We start from the raw sequence: 17,046 nt of genomic DNA on the forward strand, positions 1-17,046 counted from the left end.
CCATGAAAATCTTTATCACTGACCAACAAAAAGCTGAACTTGAGCGTCTTCATGACTCCAGTCGTGATAAGCGCGTTTGCGATCGCATTAAAGCCATTCTTCTGGCCTCCGAGGGCTGGAGTTCGGCCATGATCGCTCAGGCTTTACGCCTGCATCAGACTACTGTTGACCACCATATCAGCGAGTTTCTGAACAAAGGCAAGCTGAAGCCCGAAAATGGCGGCTCAGACAGCAAACTCAGCGCTGAACAAACGGCTTTTTTAATCAGCCACTTATCCGACAATTTATTTTACCATACCCGTGATATTGTCGCGTTTGTCGCGCGGACATGGAACATCGTTTTCAGCATTCCGGGAATGAATAAGTGGCTGCACCGGAACGGCTTCACCTATAAAAAACCGTCAGGCGTCCCGCATAAATTCAGTGAAGAGAAACAAAAGCAATTCATTGAATATTATGAGGAACTCAAAGCCACCGCAGGTGATGAACCGGTTCTTTTTATTGATGCTGTCCATCCGACTCAGGCCACCAAAATAGGTTATGGCTGGATACGTAAAGGCCAGAGAAAAGCGGTAAAAACAACAGGTAGTCGTACACGGCTGAATATCATGGGGGCGCTGAATCTGAAGGCCCCGGAACATCCGCTAATCTGCGAATATAAAACGGTTAATGAATACAACGTATCTCGTTTTTTCAATGAGATACGTAAAATTTATCCAGATTATCAGCAGAAAGTTCATGTTATTCTGGATGGTGCTGGTTATCACCGTTCACAGTTAGTGAAAGACTGGGCGGAGGTGGTAAATATAAAACTTCATTACCTCCCGCCGTACAGCCCGAACCTGAATCCGATAGAACGAATGTGGAAGTTAATGAACGAACATGCCCGGAATAACCGCTACTTCAGCAACAGCAGGGAGTTCAGGGATGCAATATCTGAATTTTTCAGCCATACGTTACCGGGGATAGCGGGTTTTCTGACGTCCCGAATTAACGATCATTTTCAGGTGCTCAAACCTGCATCTTGAGGTTTATTGGGTATATAAAATCAAATGGATTATTTTTTATACTATATATAAAGCGAGAAAACATGTGTTGGTGAAGCATGGTTCATCTCTTAAAGTTAAAGCAAATTATTATCAACCAGCGATGCGTTGACTAAACTAGCATCCAGATCCTGCAATTTTCCGGAATGGCTCTGTTGTGTATATTGGTTTTTCCCATATCCCCCAATCAATCCCGGATCCGTTGGGCCATACAGCGTTATATTGGGGCGATCCAATGCGGCGGTTAAATGGCTCAGGCCTGTATCAACCGACACGACAAATTTAGCCCCCGCCAGAACGCGGGCGACCTCCTCCAGACTCATCCGTGGCAGGACATCAACATAAGTAAACCCTTCCGCCAGTCGCTTGGCACGCGCTTCTTCATGCGCGGCTCCCCAGGGCAGTTTAATGCGTATGCCTGCATTGTTTAACAGGCCAATCAGCTCCCGCCAGTTGGCTTCCGGCCAGTGCTTATCATCACGGGTCGTGGCATGCAGAAACACCGCATACTGCGCTGTATCAGCATTTACTTCCGTCAAAAAATGCTGAGCGATAGCGTAATCACCCTGCGATTGCGGTTTGGTATATCCCAGACTTTTTGCGAACAATTCACGCGTACGTTCTACGGCGTGCTGTTGCCTGGCAATATGGTGCTTGCGATTATAAAACAGGCTCGCCAGCGGTTCACGGGCCGTGCTCCAGTCCATACCATGCTTGATCCCGTGTGCCAGACGGGTAACCAGCGCCGCGCTTTTTACCAGCCCCTGGGCATCAATTATCGCGTCATACTGCTGTAAACGGACGGCATCGCGAAACGCTTTACGCTCGGCTTTGATCGGCGCGGAAAACCACGCTTTACGCCAGCGGCGGATCGCCACCGGTATCACGCGGTCAACGGCCGAATGCCAGGAGGGGATCTGAGCGAACCCTTCTTCCACCACCCAGTCAAAGTGAATATCCGGTATGGCCTGCTGCGCATCGGTTAATGCGGGCAACGTATGCAGCACATCGCCCATAGACGATGTTTTAACGATCAGAACCCGCATCCGTCAGGCTTCCTCTTGTAACAACAGGTCATTCAGTTCTTCCAGTACGCGCTGAGGAGTGATGTCGATCAGGCTCTGGTGATAACCTTCTGCTGCATCGCCCTTGCGCACCTTGTGGTAGCCCGTAATCAGGCGGATGACTCGCGCTTTGTGCGACAACGGCGGGGTAAAGTCCGGACTACTTGGACCATACAATGCTACCAGAGGTCGATTCAACGCGGCGGCAACGTGCATTAATCCAGAATCATTGGTGACAACCGCTTTGCAGGCGGCGAGAAGAATGACCGCCTGCTCCAGCTGTGTCTCACCCGCCAGATTACGGCACCAGGCCTGCTGTTCAAGGCTCAGCGTAGCGAGGATCTCATTTCCGGCTTCGTGGTCTTTTGCCGAGCCAAACAGCACAATCTGATGACCTTCATCGATCAATTGTTTCGCCAGTTCCGCATAGTGATAATGTGGCCAGCGTTTCGCCGGACCAAATTCCGCACCTGGGCAAAAACCGATGATCGGACGTTCGGCAGAAAGCGAAAACTGACTACAGGTCAGAGATTTTTCACCTTCGCTGACCTGCAACTGCGGCCATAGCAGAGGCTGCGGCAAATCTTTGGCCGTCAGCATCACGCCTTTATCATAGGCCAGAGCCACATAGCGCTCGACCATCAACGGCCATGCTTCTTTATCCAACACCCGCGCATCGTTTAGGAGGCCGTAGCGCATCTCTCCACGCCAGCCGGTACGATGGGGAATGCCAGCAAAAAAGGGCACCAGAGCGGATTTAAAAGAGTTGGGTAGCACCCAGGCGCGATCATAGCGTTTCTCACGCAGGCTATGACCGAGCTTACGGCGTTCGCCGATTTCCAGCGCGCCGTGTCCCAGCGGCATGGCGATGGCTTCGTTGACTTCAGGCATACGCGACAGCAGCGGACGGCACCACGCCGGTGCCATCACGTCGATTATCGCCTGGGGATAGCGCGCCTTGAGCGTGCGATAGAGACTTTGCGACATCATCATGTCGCCCACCCATGACGGGCCGATCACCAGTATTTTCATGCTAACTTCTTACGCGTCGCGGTTCAGCCAGGCCATATATTCCGTTACGCCTTCGGCAACGGTCTTAAACGGCTTGTCATAGCCCGCTGCGCGCAGGTTAGTCAGATCTGCCTGGGTAAACGCCTGATAACGACCTTTCAGTTTTTCCGGGAATGGAATGTACTCAATGCTACCTTTTTTATGGTACGCCAGCGTTGCGTCGGCAACGGCCTGGAAAGATTCCGCGCGACCGGTACCGAGGTTAAAGATGCCGGAAACCCCATTTTCGAGGAACCACAGATTTACCGCCGCCACATCGCCAACATAAACGAAATCACGTTTGAAGTTTTCACTGCCTTCGAACAGTTTTGGTGTTTCGCCATTGTTAAGCTGGGTGTTGAGGTGGAAAGCGACGCTTGCCATGCTGCCTTTGTGGCCTTCACGCGGTCCGTAGACATTGAAATAGCGGAAGCCAACAATCTGAGAGTTGGCTTCTGGCAGGATCTGGCGCACGTATTCGTCGAACAGGAATTTTGAGTAGCCATAGACGTTCAGTGGTTTCTCATATTCACGGGATTCGATGAAATCAGATGTACGACCGCCGTAAGTCGCGGCGGAAGAGGCGTACAGGAACGGAATTTCACGCTCCAGGCAGTAGTGCAGCAGCTCTTTGGAGTATTGATAATTGTTATCCATCATATACTTGCCATCCCACTCGGTGGTGGAGGAGCATGCGCCTTCGTGGAAAATCGCTTCGATATCGCCGAAATCTTCGCCAGCCATAATCTGGATCAGGAAGTCTTCCTTATCCATGTAGTCAGCAATATTCAGGTCCACCAGGTTAACAAATTTAGTGCCGTCTTTCAGGTTGTCCACCACCAGAATATCGGTGATGCCTTTATCATTCAGGGACTTAACGATGTTGCTGCCGATAAAGCCCGCGCCGCCGGTAACGATGATCATAAATGTAACCTTCGAATTATGGAGTCAGAGACAATCTCAGACACGAATACTTCTATCATATCACTACATGGTCCAGGCTTCAGCCATTCACCGATAAGCTGTGCGGGTACGCGTGATTTATGCTTCATTTTGAAGAAGTGATGATGCGTCATCTCGTATCAATGTATAGCTTTGGGTAATATGTGCTGAAATTTGCCCAGTCTGGAGAATTGAAATGCGTGGGGATTTTTACAAACAGTTAACCAACGATCTCGAAACCGCACGTGCGGAAGGATTGTTTAAAGAAGAGCGCATTATTACATCTGCCCAGCAGGCGGATATCACCGTGGCAGACGGAAGCCACGTCATTAACTTTTGTGCGAACAATTATTTGGGGCTGGCTAACCACCCGGAACTGATTGCAGCGGCAAAAGCGGGTATGGATTCTCACGGGTTTGGCATGGCTTCGGTACGCTTTATTTGCGGGACCCAGGACAGCCATAAGCAACTGGAGCAAAAACTGGCGGCTTTCCTCGGTATGGAAGATGCCATCCTTTACTCTTCCTGCTTTGACGCCAACGGCGGCCTGTTTGAAACGCTGTTGGGTGCAGAAGACGCGATCATCTCCGATGCCCTGAACCACGCTTCAATCATTGACGGCGTTCGTCTGTGTAAAGCAAAGCGTTTCCGTTACGCCAACAACGACATGGTCGAGCTGGAAGCGCGTCTGAAAGAAGCGCGTGAAGCGGGGGCCCGTCATGTCCTGATCGCCACCGATGGCGTGTTCTCTATGGATGGCGTGATCGCTAACCTGAAAGGCGTCTGCGATCTGGCGGATAAGTACGATGCGCTGGTGATGGTCGATGATTCCCATGCGGTTGGCTTCGTCGGCGAAAATGGCCGTGGTTCGCATGAATACTGTGATGTGATGGGCCGTGTCGACATCATCACCGGCACGCTGGGCAAAGCGCTTGGCGGCGCATCCGGCGGCTATACCGCAGCGCGTAAGGAAGTAGTGGAGTGGCTGCGCCAGCGTTCACGTCCGTATCTGTTCTCCAACTCACTGGCTCCGGCGATTGTGGCTGCTTCCATTAAAGTGCTGGAAATGGTCGAGGAAGGTAGCGAACTGCGCGATCGCCTGTGGGCGAACGCGCGGCAGTTCCGCGAGCAAATGTCTGCCGCAGGCTTTACGTTAGCCGGTGCGGACCACGCGATTATCCCGGTTATGCTGGGTGATGCGGTGGTGGCGCAGAAGTTTGCCCGTGAACTGCAAAAAGAGGGGATTTACGTTACTGGATTCTTCTATCCAGTGGTTCCAAAAGGCCAGGCGCGTATCCGTACTCAGATGTCTGCAGCGCATACCTCTGAGCAGATTACGCGTGCTGTTGAGGCGTTCACACGCATTGGTAAACAACTGGGCGTTATTGCCTGAGGATGTGAAATGAAAGCGTTATCCAAACTGAAAGCGGAAGAGGGCATTTGGATGACCGACGTTCCTGAACCGGAAGTCGGCCATAACGATTTGCTGATTAAAATCCGTAAAACAGCCATCTGCGGGACTGACGTTCACATTTATAACTGGGATGAGTGGTCGCAAAAAACCATCCCGGTTCCGATGGTCGTGGGGCATGAATATGTCGGCGAAGTTGTTGGCATCGGTCAGGAAGTTAAAGGCTTTAAAATCGGCGATCGCGTTTCTGGCGAAGGCCATATCACCTGCGGGCATTGCCGTAACTGCCGCGGTGGGCGTACGCACCTGTGTCGCAATACGACCGGTGTCGGTGTAAACCGTCCTGGTTGTTTTGCACAATACCTGGTGATCCCGGCATTTAACGCGTTTAAAATTCCGGACAATATCTCCGATGATCTGGCGTCTATCTTCGATCCGTTCGGTAATGCGGTACACACGGCGCTGTCGTTCGATCTGGTGGGTGAAGATGTGCTGGTATCCGGCGCGGGTCCAATCGGTATTATGGCGGCGGCGGTCGCGAAGCACGTTGGCGCACGCCACGTGGTGATCACCGACGTGAATGAGTATCGTCTTGAGCTGGCACGCAAAATGGGCATCACCCGTGCGGTCAACGTATCGAAAGAGAATTTGACCGACGTGATGGCTGAGCTGGGTATGACCGAAGGGTTTGATGTAGGTCTGGAGATGTCCGGCGCGCCGCCAGCGTTTCGCACCATGCTGGACACCATGAACCACGGTGGCCGTATTGCTATGCTGGGGATCCCACCGTCAGATATGTCCATCGACTGGACTAAAGTTATCTTTAAGGGGCTGTTTATTAAAGGTATCTACGGTCGTGAGATGTTTGAAACCTGGTACAAAATGGCTGCACTGATTCAGTCTGGTCTGGATTTGTCGCCAATCATCACTCATCGATTCTCCATCGATGAATTCCAGCAAGGCTTTGACGCGATGCGTTCAGGCCAGTCAGGGAAAGTGATCCTGAGCTGGGATTAACCGTATCCACGTAGTGGATTCTGTATGTAATCCCCGGATGTTGACTATCGTTAACTCTCCGGGGATTTTTTTGTTTGCTGCGCTCACTCGTCCGGCGCATTTTCCGCTAAAGTTTTGAGAAATTTTCTCTGAAGATTTACCGCTAAATATGTTAGAAATTGCCGTTAATTATACTGTTTGGCAGGATTTGATATGACCTATACCCCCGGCCTATTGAGCGTCATTATGCCGCTTTACAATACGGGTGAACCATTCATTGCGTGTATGGATTCGCTGATTGCGCAAACGTGGAAAAATCTGGAGATCATCATTGTTAATGATGGCTCTACGGATAACTCTGCGCAGCTCGCACAGGCGTATGCGGATCGTTATCCGCATGTTCATCTACTGCATCAGCGGAACGGGGGAGTCTCAGCGGCGCGTAATACCGGCATGGAAGTCGCCAGGGGCGAGTACATCGCTTATGTTGACGGTGATGATATTGCTTATCCGGAAATGTATGAAACGTTGATGAATATGGCGCTGCAGGACAATCTGGATGTGGCGCAGTGCAATGCCGATTGGTGTATTGCGGAGACGGGGCATACATGGGCATCTATTCCTACCGATCGTATACGTTCTACTGACGTGATGACCGGACCGGACTGGTTAAGAAAAGCGTTAGCCAGCCGCCGCTGGCGGCATGTCGTCTGGATGGGCGTATACCGTCATCAGACGATCCGCGACGCAGGGCTGACCTTCCTGTCTGGCCTGCACCACCAGGATATCATCTGGACCACGGAATTTATGTTTAACGCCAAACGCGCGCGCTACACGGAAGTTCCATTGTACAAATACTTTCTGCACGGCGCGTCCGTGAGTCGTCTGCCGCGTACCGGGCTGAAGAACCTCGCCTATCAGCGCCACTACATCAAAATTACCCGCCTGCTCGACAAGATGAATCACGAGTACGCCGGGCGTATTCCCATTTACCCGGAATTCAAACAGCAGGTGATTTACGAAGCGCTACGCGTTTGTCATTGCATACGTAAAGAGCCGGATGAAAAAATCCGCCAGCGTATGATTGCTGAAGTATTTGTGTCGGGTATGTTCAAACGGATGGTAAGTAATATCTGCAGCGTTAAGCTGGGTTATCAGGTGCTGCTGTGGGCCATCCGTTTTAGCCAGTGGCGCGATAAATCACTGACGCCGCGCCGCCTGGCCCATTTAACGCTGGAACTTAACGACTGATTATTGCCAGCCCTGCCACTGCAGGCGCATATACTGCACCAGCGTGCTTTGGGTGATGCTTTCACCGAGTACGGTGAAGAATCGACTGGCGTAAATGGGTTCTAACGGCTGTTTCGGTTTGCACAATTTCACACCACGGAAAGGATTACGTGGTGCGCTGTTATTCGGCGGCGTGAGGTTGGGTCTGGAGGTATCGACCTGCGGTTCATTGAGCAGACTGCTCGGGCGAACCAGCGTAATATCGGCTGGCAGATTATAAAGCATCTGCTGTAACACTCGCACCGTGGAAGGGTGAGGGTGGCCAATGGCGATTGCTGAGCCGTTGCGGCGTGCAAGATCGACGGCGCGAGTAAACTGACGACGAATGTCAGCTTCATTTTGTGTGTCATCCAGGAAGACTTTGCGTTTGATGACCTTCACACCGGTTCCTGACGCTGCGCGCATGGCCTGGCTGTTGCCGATAGTCATGCTGTCCAGAAAGTAGAGATCGTAACGCTCCAGCGCCTGCATCACCTTCTGCATGCCAAACAGGCTGGAAGTCATTGCGCTGCCCATATGGTTGTTCAGCCCCACGGCATTCGGCACTTTACTTACCGCGTCGCGAATAATGCGCTCAATCTCTTCGCTGCTCATTTCCGGGCGCAAAGTATCTTTCTCTAACGGTTGTTTGCTCAGCGGCGCCATCGGCAGATGGATTAACACTTCATGCCCGCTGTTATGCGCTTTAATCGCCATTTCACGCGCGTGTGGGGCATTAGGGAGAACGGCAACCGAGATGGTGGAAGGCATCGCCAGCACCTGGTTTTCAGTTTGTGGGCGATAGCCGAAATCATCAATGACGATGGCGAGTTTGCCAGCAAAAACAGGTGTTACGAAGGCCAGCACGCTGGCAAGAGAGAGTAATAGACGAAATTGAGGCAAAACTTATCTTCCCAACCACGGCTGTGGATTGACCGCCTGACCCTGGCGACGAATTTCGAAATAGAGTGCCGGCCTGCCCTGACCGCCGCTGCTACCCACAAGTGCAATAGGCTGCCCGGCGCGAACCTGCGTACCGACGCTGACCAGCGCGCTCTGGTTATAACCGTACAGGCTCATATCGCCTTTACCGTGCTCAACCACCACCACCAGGCCATAGCCCTGCAACCAGTCCGCCAGAATGACGCGACCATCGGCAATGGCTTTAACTTCGGTGCCTTCGGATGCGCCAATAACCATACCCTTCCAACGTAGCTCACCTTGCAGTTGTTCGCCATAACGATGCAGCGTTGGGCCACGAACGGGCCAGAATGCCTGGCCGCGCGGCGAACCCAAACCGCCGGTACGGGACATCAGTGATTTTTCGCTTTCGGTCGGCTTGTAGGTCGAGCCTTTTCGTGACGCATCCTTCTGCTTATCACGTACGGCCTGCGCCTCGCGCGCTTCACGTTCCGCGCGCGCTTTGGCCGCGGCTTCGGCGCGAGCAATGCTGTTGCGCAGACGGGATTCGTTAGCGCGCATTTCGCCCAGTTGCTGCTGGCCCTGTTGAATTGATGATTCCAGACCCGACAGTGTTTTCTGGCGTTCGTTACGCGCCTGCTCCAGCTTAGCCTGCTGAGCGCGTTGTTCGTACAGCAGGGTCTGCTGTTCGCTCTGCTTATCTTCCAGCTCGGCTTTTTGCGAGTCGACCTCTTCGCGGGTTTGTTTCAGCTGCGCGATAGTTTCTTGCCGCGCCTGGTTCAGGTAGCCGAAATAGGCCTGCAGGCGCTGTCCGCGCTGGCTTTCTTCGCCGCTGAGGATGAGCTGAATGCCGGTGTGTTCACCCTGGCGAAACGCGGCATCTAACTGTGCTGCCAGGCTGCGCTCTTGCGCTGCCCGCTGCTTTTCCAGCTTCGCGAGCGCGGCGTTCATCTCAGCGATTTGTGCGTTCAGCTGTGCCAGTGAGTTTTGTGTTTCGCGCAGTTGCCTTGCGGCGACGGCAATAGCCTGTTCCTGAGCTTTAAGCTGAGCGAGGAGAGTGGAACGTTGTTGTTGCTGTTGGCGTACCGCGCGTTCTTTTGCCGCGATATCGGCCTGAATAGATTTGAGCTGATCGCGTTCGTCCGCGTGGGCGGAAAAGGCGCACAGCAATACGCCAGCGCTAAGCGCGCTGGCGTAGAACAAGGGCCTGACTGAAAACTTTGGCAGTTTCACGGCCCGAGTGATGGTATTAATCGCCTTTCCCCTCATGGGGAGGGATTATTCCACGATGAACAGCGGCTTACCAGTCATCTCTTGCGGGATTTCCATACCCATCAGCGTCAGCATCGTCGGGGCGATATCCGAAAGTTTACCGCCTTCGACCGCTTTTACGTTTTTACCACCGACATAAATCAGCGGAACCGGCAGGTTGGTATGCGCGGTATGCGCCTGGCCAGTAGACGGATCGCGCATTTGCTCTGCGTTACCGTGGTCTGCGGTGATCAGCAGCTGTCCACCAACGGATTCAACGGCTTTTGCTACCTGCTCAACGCAATGGTCCAGCGCTTCAACCGCTTTAACCGCTGCTTCCATCACCCCGGTGTGGCCAACCATGTCGCCGTTCGGGTAGTTACAAATGATGGTGTCGTATTTACCACTCTCAATCGCTGCAACCAGCTTCTCGGTCAGTTCAGCAGAGCTCATTTCCGGCTGCAGATCGTAGGTAGCGACTTTCGGCGAGTTGATCAGAATACGGTCTTCGCCTTTGAACGGCTCTTCTACACCGCCGTTGAAGAAGAAGGTTACGTGCGCATATTTTTCAGTTTCTGAAATACGCAGCTGCGTTTTTTCGTTCTTCGCCATCCACTCGCCAAAGGTGTTGGCCAGAGATGCTGGTGGGTAAGCAACCGCAGTTTTGATGTCTGCCGCGTATTCGGTCAGCATCACAAAGTTGAGGTTAACGACTTTCTTACGGGCGAAGCCGTCGAAATCAGCGTTAACAAATGCGCGAGTGATTTCACGCGCACGGTCAGCACGGAAGTTCATGAAAATCAGCGTATCGCCGTCTTCCATAGCTGCATCTGCCTGACCTTCGGCACGGATCACGGTCGCTTTGACGAATTCGTCGTTTTCGTCGCGGGCATAAGCAGCCTGCAGGCCTTCAACCGCCGTAGCGAACTGGAACTCGCCCTTTGCCAGCGTCATCAGATCGTAAGCCTGTTCTACGCGATCCCAACGGTTGTCGCGGTCCATAGCGTAGTAACGACCGATGATGGACGCTACGCGACCTTTGCCCAGCGCGGCAAATTTCTCTTCGAATTTCTGCAGTGAATGTTCAGCGCTGCGCGGCGGGGTATCACGACCATCAAGGAAAGCGTGCAGATAGATTTTTTCCGCACCGCGTTCAGCGGCCAGTTCTACCATCGCCATGATGTGATCTTCGTGGCTGTGAACGCCGCCAGCAGAGAGCAGACCCATGATATGTACCGCTTTTCCGGCATTTTTTGCCTGGTCGACCGCGTGGGTCAGCACCGGGTTAGCGAAGAAAGTACGTTCTTTGATTTCGACATCCAGACGGGTAAGGTCCTGATACACGATACGGCCCGCGCCCAGGTTGACGTGACCCACTTCGGAGTTGCCCATCTGGCTATCGGGCAGGCCGACTTCCAGACCAGACGCATCAATCAGGGTATGCGGACGTTTTGCCCACAGTGCATCCATTACCGGGGTTTTAGCACTAAAAATGGCGTTATCCTGGCTGTCTTCGCGATAGCCGTAGCCATCCAGAATCACCAGTACCATAGGTTTTTTAGAAACCGACATTGCGACAACCTCACACTCAATAGATAAAAAATAATTGCGTAATTTTACTACAGCTGAATCGATAAAGTAGCCCCCGAAGATCAAATAATGGGGGATCGCGTGCCAGGGGGAACACCGATTTACATTTTTTTTTCCGTAGCGCCCCGCAAAAATGCAATCCAATGCATGCTCTGGCTGTATTTGCGCCAACGCGCAGGTATACTCCTTTCTTGGTTTTTTTAATCACTGAGTCGGGAGTTGTTACCCCCCATGCAAGAAATTATGCAATTTGTTAGTCGCCACCCTGTCTTGAGTATCGCCTGGATTGCGTTACTGGCGGCTGTATTATTTACCACGTTTAAGAGCCTGACCTCAAAAGTGAAGGTGATTACTCGCGGCGAAGCTACACGTCTCATCAACAAAGAAGACGCCGTTGTTGTGGATTTACGCCAGCGCGACGACTTCCGCAAAGGCCATATCGCAGGCTCCACTAACCTGCTGCCGAGCGAAATCAAAGCCAACAATTTTGGCGAACTTGAAAAACACAAAAACAAACCTGTGATTGTGGTTGATGGTTCAGGCATGCAGTGCCAGGATTCAGCAACTGCGCTGATTAAAGCCGGTTTTGAGCAGGTATCCGTACTGAAAGACGGCGTAGCGGGCTGGAGTGGTGAGAATCTGCCACTGGTTCGCGGCAAGTAATTTACCCGTCTTCTTTCATGCCGCAGGGTAAAAAGAACACTGGAGATAAGTCATGGCCAATATTGAGATCTACACCAAAGCAACCTGCCCGTTTTGCCATCGCGCAAAAGCGCTGTTGAACAGCAAGGGTGTGAGTTTCCAGGAACTTCCGATTGACGGCGATGCCGTAAAGCGTGAAGAGATGATCAAACGCAGTGGCCGTACGACGGTTCCGCAGATTTTTATTGATGCACAGCACATTGGCGGTTGTGACGACTTGTATGCGTTGGATGCGCGTGGTGGACTGGATCCCCTGCTGCGATAAGGCGTACTGAAAGTATTTAAAGGACAACACTAAGGGTTTTCTAAACATGTCAGAACAAAATAACACTGAAATGGCTTTCCAGATCCAACGTATCTATACCAAGGATGTATCTTTCGAAGCGCCAAATGCACCGCATGTTTTCCAGAAAGATTGGCAGCCAGAGGTTAAACTTGATCTTGATACCGCATCTACCCAACTGGCAGATGACGTGTATGAAGTAGTGCTGCGTGTCACCGTAACGGCTTCTCTTGGCGAAGAAACGGCGTTCCTGTGTGAAGTTCAGCAGGGCGGTATTTTCTCCATCAGTGGTATCGAAGGGACTCAGATGGCGCATTGCCTGGGCGCATACTGCCCGAACATTCTGTTCCCGTATGCCCGCGAATGCATCACTAGCCTGGTTTCACGCGGTACGTTCCCGCAACTGAACCTTGCGCCGGTCAACTTTGATGCGCTGTTCATGAACTATTTACAGCAGCAGGCTGGCGAAGGTACTGAAGAACATCAGGATGCCTGATGAACCAAAGTAATGCTTCAATGACTGTGATTGGTGCCGGCTCGTACGGCACCGCTCTTGCTATTACCCTGGCAAGAAATGGCCATCAGGTTGTGCTGTGGGGCCATGATCCAAAACATATCGCGACCCTTGAGCACGATCGCTGCAACGTCGCGTTCCTCCCTGATGTGCCTTTTCCCGACACGCTGCGCCTGGAAAGTGATTTAGCCACTGCGCTGGCCGCCAGCCGTAATATTCTGGTGGTGGTGCCGAGCCACGTCTTTGGCGAAGTGCTGCGTAACATCAAACCGCTAATGCGTCCTGATGCGCGTCTGGTCTGGGCGACAAAAGGTCTGGAAGCAGAAACGGGACGCCTGCTGCAGGATGTGGCGCGTGAAGCGCTGGGAGATGCGATTCCATTGGCGGTCATCTCAGGCCCGACGTTTGCCAAAGAGCTGGCGGCGGGTATGCCGACGGCGATTTCTCTGGCCTCAACGGACGATACTTTCGCTGACGATCTCCAGCAGTTGCTGCACTGCGGCAAAAGCTTCCGCGTTTATAGCAACCCGGATTTCATTGGCGTGCAGCTTGGTGGCGCGGTGAAAAACGTCATTGCGATTGGTGCGGGGATGTCTGACGGCATCGGTTTTGGCGCAAATGCGCGAACCGCATTGATCACCCGTGGACTGACCGAAATGTCGCGTCTTGGCGCGGCGCTGGGTGCCGATCCTGCCACCTTTATGGGGATGGCGGGTTTAGGCGATCTGGTGCTGACCTGTACCGACAACCAGTCGCGCAACCGTCGATTTGGCATGATGCTCGGCCAGGGGATGGACGTGCAGGGTGCGCAGGACAAGATTGGTCAGGTGGTGGAAGGCTACCGCAATACGAAAGAAGTTCGTGAATTGGCGCACCGTTTTGGTGTTGAGATGCCAATAACCGAGGAAATTTATCAAGTATTGTATTGCGGAAAAAACGCGCGCGAGGCAGCATTAACGTTATTAGGCCGTGCGCGCAAGGACGAGCTGAGTCGCCACTAGCTGTAAGGAACTGTTGAATAATAACGACCCGACCCGCGAAGAACGGGTCGGTCGTTTTGCTACCTTCTGGAGTACGCAATGCCGTGTGAAGAACTGGATATCGTCTGGAAAAACATTAAAGCGGAAGCCCGGGCACTGGCGGAATGTGAGCCTATGCTGGCCAGTTTTTACCACGCAACGCTGCTCAAGCATGAAAACCTCGGCAGCGCGCTGAGCTATATGCTGGCGAATAAGCTCGCGTCTCCAATCATGCCTGCCATTGCGATTCGCGAAGTCGTGGAAGAGGCATATGCGGCCGATCCTGAAATGATTGCTTCGGCGGCTTGTGATATCCAGGCGGTACGCACGCGCGACCCGGCCGTCGACAAATATTCCACCCCACTTCTGTATCTGAAGGGCTTTCATGCGCTTCAGGCCTACCGCATCGGCCACTGGCTATGGCATCAGGGGCGTCAGGCGCTGGCAATCTTCCTGCAAAATCAGGTATCTGTTTCTTTCCAGGTAGATATTCATCCGGCGGCAAAAATTGGCCGTGGGATTATGCTCGATCACGCCACCGGTATTGTGGTGGGTGAAACCGCTGTAATTGAAAACGATGTCTCTATTTTGCAATCCGTCACGCTTGGCGGGACTGGTAAAGCGGGCGGCGATCGTCATCCAAAAATTCGTGAAGGGGTGATGATTGGCGCGGGCGCGAAAATTCTCGGCAACATTGAAGTCGGGCGCGGCGCGAAGATTGGCGCGGGTTCCGTTGTTTTACAACCCGTACCGCCGCACACTACCGCCGCAGGCGTTCCGGCACGTATCGTCGGCAAGCCTGACAGCGATAAGCCGTCTATGGATATGGATCAGCATTTCAACGGGATACATCATACTTTCGAATACGGCGATGGCATCTGATTTCGAGCCATGCACGGTGGCGCTGCGTTTACCGGGCCTACGTGGTATTTGTAGGCCGGATAAGGCGTAGCCGCCATCCGGCATTGAATTCTTTTATGACCGTAATACCGCGCCAGGATATCCCAACTGGCGCCAGGCCTCATACACCACCACCGACACCGCATTTGACAGGTTCATGCTACGACTGTCCGGCATCATCGGAATACGAATTTTTTGCTCGGCCGGCAGAGCGTCGAGGATACTGGCTGGCAGACCGCGTGTTTCCGGGCCAAACATAAGATAATCCCCATCCTGATAACTTACCGCGCTGTGCGCTGGCGTACCTTTGGTGGTCAGGGCAAACAGACGCTGCGGGTTTTCTGCGGCGACGAAGGCGGCGTAATCAGGGTGGCGCAGCACGGCGGTAAATTCATGATAATCCAGCCCCGCACGACGCAGGCGCTTGTCGTCCCAGGTAAAGCCCATCGGCTCAATAATATGCAGACGAAAGCCGGTATTGGCGCAAAGACGGATAATATTGCCGGTATTTGGCGGGATTTCTGGTTCGAATAAAACGATGTTAAGCATACTGCCCCCTTAATAACGGGGGGCAGAATAGCAGAAAGAGCGGGTACTATGCGACGGTCAGCGCGTGCGGTTTATAGCGTTGCAGTTTGTAAATTGTCGCCGCAGCAGCGAGCAGCGCGGGAAGGCTAAGGAACATTAAGATACTATCAGCCTGCCATTGCAGGGAAAGCAGCTGGGCGCTCATCATCGTTCCGGCCACGCCGCCGAATCGGCCCACTCCCTGCATCCACGCAATACCCGTCGCGCGGCAGTGGGTAGGATAGAACGTCGCGGCCAGCGTCTGTAGCCCGGACTGCGCACCGTTCATGGTAATCCCCATCAGGAAAATCAGTGCGCCGAACAGGATGATATGGTTATGCTCAAATCCGAGGGCGAGGGCAAACAGCATCGTCAGAATAAAGCCGAGTGATACCACTTTATGTGCTTCCCAGCGATCCATTAACCAACCGGCCAGCAGGATCCCGGCCGTACCGCCGAAGGTAAACAGCGAAGTTAACCAGGCCGATTCCGCCAGTGGATAGCCCATGCCCAACATCAGGGTTGGCATCCAGCTCAGCAGTACGTAATAGATAACCAGCCCCATAAAGTAGGTCATCCACAGCATCAGCGTGCCCGGCAGCCAGGGCATACTGAACAATTGCGCCACGCTGCCTTTTTTGACCGTAACCTTGTCTTCATCCAGATAAAACTGGGTGACCTGTTCCAGACTGCCCGACATAAAGCGTTGGGCAATACGTTTCACCTGCGCAACGCTTTTACCACGGTGGACCAAATACTTAACCGACTCCGGTAGGAACAGCACTAACAGCACAGTGAGCGTCAGCGGGGCGATTGCGCCAGCGAGCAGCACGCTGTGCCAACCATAATTGGGGATCAGCCAGGAGGAGATGACGCCACCGCCCGCAGCCCCTAACGGAAAGCCGCAATACATGGTGTTTATTGCCATCGAACGGCAGCGTTTGGGCGCAAATTCTGACACAAGGGTAATGGCATTAGGCATTGCCGCGCCGAGTCCAAGCCCGGTGAGAAAGCGCCAGAACGTTAACATATTCAGCGTCTGTGCATAGGCGGTGCCGAGACTGGCGAGACCAAAGAACAAACAGGAAAAGACCAGAACGCGCTTACGGCCCATCCGATCGGAAATCGGTCCGGCTAATAATGCGCCAAATGAGAGACCCAATAATGCGGCGCTTAAAACAGGCCCGAGATCCTGCTTCTGGATGCCCCAGTCGGCAGAGAGCGTGGGCGCAATATAACCCATCGCCGCGGTATCGAAGCCGTCAATGGCTAACACCAGAAAGCCCAGGACAATAATCACCCAATGAAAGCGTGAAAAAGGACTGTCGTCTATCGCCTGCTGGATATTCACTTTACCGGAATAAGCCATGTCACCCTCGCCAGTTATGATGGTTGTTATCTGTATAAATCGCTCTTGTATTAGCTTGTATATACATTTGGCAGGTGGATAAAAAGTTGTCAAATATATTGGTTGTAAATGTTAACTGGTCGTTATTTTTGCATAAAAAATGGCCGGGCTGA

Annotated in this window: 17 protein-coding genes; 9 read left to right on the plus strand and 8 right to left on the minus strand. The window is 52.8% G+C overall.

Annotated features, from left to right (window positions below; translation table 11 throughout):
• Positions 1-2 precede the first annotated feature (2 nt).
• A complete protein-coding gene (locus tag FDX04_RS00895; protein WP_040118421.1) occupies positions 3-1,028 on the plus strand; it encodes an IS630 family transposase in 1,026 nt (341 codons plus the stop codon).
• Positions 1,029-1,123: 95 nt separating this feature from the next.
• Here the strand turns inward: FDX04_RS00895 and rfaC are convergent, their stop codons facing one another.
• Genes rfaC through rfaD form a run of 3 tightly spaced genes read right to left on the minus strand, consistent with a single transcriptional unit; the run spans position 1,124 to position 4,084 of the window.
• Positions 1,124-2,092 carry a lipopolysaccharide heptosyltransferase RfaC gene (gene rfaC, locus FDX04_RS00900; RefSeq protein ID WP_137349135.1) on the minus strand — a complete coding sequence of 323 codons (969 nt, stop codon included), beginning with the start codon at positions 2,090-2,092 and terminating at the stop codon, positions 1,124-1,126.
• 3 nt (positions 2,093-2,095) lie between these two features.
• Positions 2,096-3,142, minus strand: coding sequence for an ADP-heptose--LPS heptosyltransferase RfaF (rfaF, locus tag FDX04_RS00905; RefSeq protein WP_137361681.1), 1,047 nt, complete (start codon positions 3,140-3,142; stop codon positions 2,096-2,098).
• A 9-nt stretch (positions 3,143-3,151) separates the two neighbouring features.
• On the minus strand, positions 3,152-4,084 hold the full coding sequence (rfaD, locus tag FDX04_RS00910) for an ADP-glyceromanno-heptose 6-epimerase (RefSeq protein WP_003827312.1): 933 nt from the start codon (positions 4,082-4,084) through the stop codon (positions 3,152-3,154).
• 214 nt (positions 4,085-4,298) lie between these two features.
• Here rfaD and kbl point away from each other — a divergent pair, with 214 nt between their 5' ends.
• The 3 genes from kbl to FDX04_RS00925 all read left to right on the plus strand — a co-directional run bounded on the left by kbl (position 4,299) and on the right by FDX04_RS00925 (position 7,760).
• Positions 4,299-5,495 carry a glycine C-acetyltransferase gene (gene kbl, locus FDX04_RS00915; protein WP_137361680.1) on the plus strand — a complete coding sequence of 399 codons (1,197 nt, stop codon included), beginning with the start codon at positions 4,299-4,301 and terminating at the stop codon, positions 5,493-5,495.
• A gap of 9 nt (positions 5,496-5,504) precedes the next feature.
• The gene (gene tdh / locus FDX04_RS00920; protein ID WP_005120462.1) at positions 5,505-6,530 is read left to right on the plus strand and encodes an L-threonine 3-dehydrogenase; all 1,026 of its coding nucleotides are present in this window, start codon (positions 5,505-5,507) and stop codon (positions 6,528-6,530) included.
• 192 nt (positions 6,531-6,722) lie between these two features.
• Entirely contained in the window at positions 6,723-7,760 is a 1,038-nt protein-coding gene (locus tag FDX04_RS00925) for a glycosyltransferase (RefSeq protein ID WP_137361679.1), read from the plus strand.
• Here the strand turns inward: FDX04_RS00925 and FDX04_RS00930 are convergent, their stop codons facing one another.
• The 3 genes from FDX04_RS00930 to gpmM are packed head-to-tail and all read right to left on the minus strand — an operon-like array spanning position 7,761 to position 11,522.
• Complete coding sequence (locus tag FDX04_RS00930) at positions 7,761-8,681, minus strand: divergent polysaccharide deacetylase family protein (protein ID WP_137370340.1); 921 nt, start codon at positions 8,679-8,681, stop codon at positions 7,761-7,763.
• A gap of 3 nt (positions 8,682-8,684) precedes the next feature.
• A complete protein-coding gene (gene envC, locus FDX04_RS00935) occupies positions 8,685-9,944 on the minus strand; it encodes a murein hydrolase activator EnvC (protein WP_233639320.1) in 1,260 nt (419 codons plus the stop codon).
• 33 nt (positions 9,945-9,977) lie between these two features.
• Entirely contained in the window at positions 9,978-11,522 is a 1,545-nt protein-coding gene (gene gpmM, locus FDX04_RS00940; protein ID WP_137370341.1) for a 2,3-bisphosphoglycerate-independent phosphoglycerate mutase, read from the minus strand.
• 249 nt (positions 11,523-11,771) lie between these two features.
• On the opposite strand from gpmM, the gene FDX04_RS00945 reads away from it, so the two are divergent.
• The 5 genes from FDX04_RS00945 (at position 11,772) to cysE (ending at position 14,940) form a co-directional block, all read left to right on the plus strand.
• The gene (locus FDX04_RS00945; RefSeq protein ID WP_003024148.1) at positions 11,772-12,203 is read left to right on the plus strand and encodes a rhodanese-like domain-containing protein; all 432 of its coding nucleotides are present in this window, start codon (positions 11,772-11,774) and stop codon (positions 12,201-12,203) included.
• 52 nt (positions 12,204-12,255) lie between these two features.
• A complete protein-coding gene (grxC, locus tag FDX04_RS00950) occupies positions 12,256-12,507 on the plus strand; it encodes a glutaredoxin 3 (protein WP_003024152.1) in 252 nt (83 codons plus the stop codon).
• 46 nt (positions 12,508-12,553) lie between these two features.
• Entirely contained in the window at positions 12,554-13,021 is a 468-nt protein-coding gene (secB, locus tag FDX04_RS00955; protein WP_003024155.1) for a protein-export chaperone SecB, read from the plus strand.
• Positions 13,021-14,040 (plus strand): NAD(P)H-dependent glycerol-3-phosphate dehydrogenase, encoded by a 1,020-nt coding sequence (gene gpsA / locus FDX04_RS00960; protein ID WP_137365854.1) that lies wholly within the window; start codon positions 13,021-13,023, stop codon positions 14,038-14,040. Before secB ends, gpsA begins: the two co-directional genes overlap by 1 nt.
• A gap of 78 nt (positions 14,041-14,118) precedes the next feature.
• A complete protein-coding gene (gene cysE, locus FDX04_RS00965; protein ID WP_016154965.1) occupies positions 14,119-14,940 on the plus strand; it encodes a serine O-acetyltransferase in 822 nt (273 codons plus the stop codon).
• A 93-nt stretch (positions 14,941-15,033) separates the two neighbouring features.
• On the opposite strand, the gene trmL is transcribed toward cysE, so the two are convergent.
• Positions 15,034-15,507: a tRNA (uridine(34)/cytosine(34)/5-carboxymethylaminomethyluridine(34)-2'-O)-methyltransferase TrmL gene (gene trmL / locus FDX04_RS00970; protein WP_003827329.1), complete on the minus strand. Its 474-nt coding sequence runs from the start codon at positions 15,505-15,507 to the stop codon at positions 15,034-15,036.
• A 46-nt stretch (positions 15,508-15,553) separates the two neighbouring features.
• Positions 15,554-16,894 carry an aromatic acid/H+ symport family MFS transporter gene (locus FDX04_RS00975; RefSeq protein WP_137361677.1) on the minus strand — a complete coding sequence of 447 codons (1,341 nt, stop codon included), beginning with the start codon at positions 16,892-16,894 and terminating at the stop codon, positions 15,554-15,556.
• Positions 16,895-17,046 lie beyond the last annotated feature (152 nt).

The organism is Citrobacter sp. wls615, assembly GCF_005281355.1.
Lineage (GTDB): Bacteria > Pseudomonadota > Gammaproteobacteria > Enterobacterales > Enterobacteriaceae > Citrobacter > Citrobacter werkmanii.

Coding starts and splice junctions, on each gene's coding strand:
- FDX04_RS00895 (WP_040118421.1), top strand. CDS start 3: ATGAAAATCTTTATCACTGACCAACAAAAAGCTGAACTTGAGCGTCTT.
- rfaC (WP_137349135.1), bottom strand. CDS start 2,092: ATGCGGGTTCTGATCGTTAAAACATCGTCTATGGGCGATGTGCTGCAT.
- rfaF (WP_137361681.1), bottom strand. CDS start 3,142: ATGAAAATACTGGTGATCGGCCCGTCATGGGTGGGCGACATGATGATG.
- rfaD (WP_003827312.1), bottom strand. CDS start 4,084: ATGATCATCGTTACCGGCGGCGCGGGCTTTATCGGCAGCAACATCGTT.
- kbl (WP_137361680.1), top strand. CDS start 4,299: ATGCGTGGGGATTTTTACAAACAGTTAACCAACGATCTCGAAACCGCA.
- tdh (WP_005120462.1), top strand. CDS start 5,505: ATGAAAGCGTTATCCAAACTGAAAGCGGAAGAGGGCATTTGGATGACC.
- FDX04_RS00925 (WP_137361679.1), top strand. CDS start 6,723: ATGACCTATACCCCCGGCCTATTGAGCGTCATTATGCCGCTTTACAAT.
- gpmM (WP_137370341.1), bottom strand. CDS start 11,522: ATGTCGGTTTCTAAAAAACCTATGGTACTGGTGATTCTGGATGGCTAC.
- FDX04_RS00945 (WP_003024148.1), top strand. CDS start 11,772: ATGCAAGAAATTATGCAATTTGTTAGTCGCCACCCTGTCTTGAGTATC.
- grxC (WP_003024152.1), top strand. CDS start 12,256: ATGGCCAATATTGAGATCTACACCAAAGCAACCTGCCCGTTTTGCCAT.
- secB (WP_003024155.1), top strand. CDS start 12,554: ATGTCAGAACAAAATAACACTGAAATGGCTTTCCAGATCCAACGTATC.
- gpsA (WP_137365854.1), top strand. CDS start 13,021: ATGAACCAAAGTAATGCTTCAATGACTGTGATTGGTGCCGGCTCGTAC.
- cysE (WP_016154965.1), top strand. CDS start 14,119: ATGCCGTGTGAAGAACTGGATATCGTCTGGAAAAACATTAAAGCGGAA.
- trmL (WP_003827329.1), bottom strand. CDS start 15,507: ATGCTTAACATCGTTTTATTCGAACCAGAAATCCCGCCAAATACCGGC.
- FDX04_RS00975 (WP_137361677.1), bottom strand. CDS start 16,894: ATGGCTTATTCCGGTAAAGTGAATATCCAGCAGGCGATAGACGACAGT.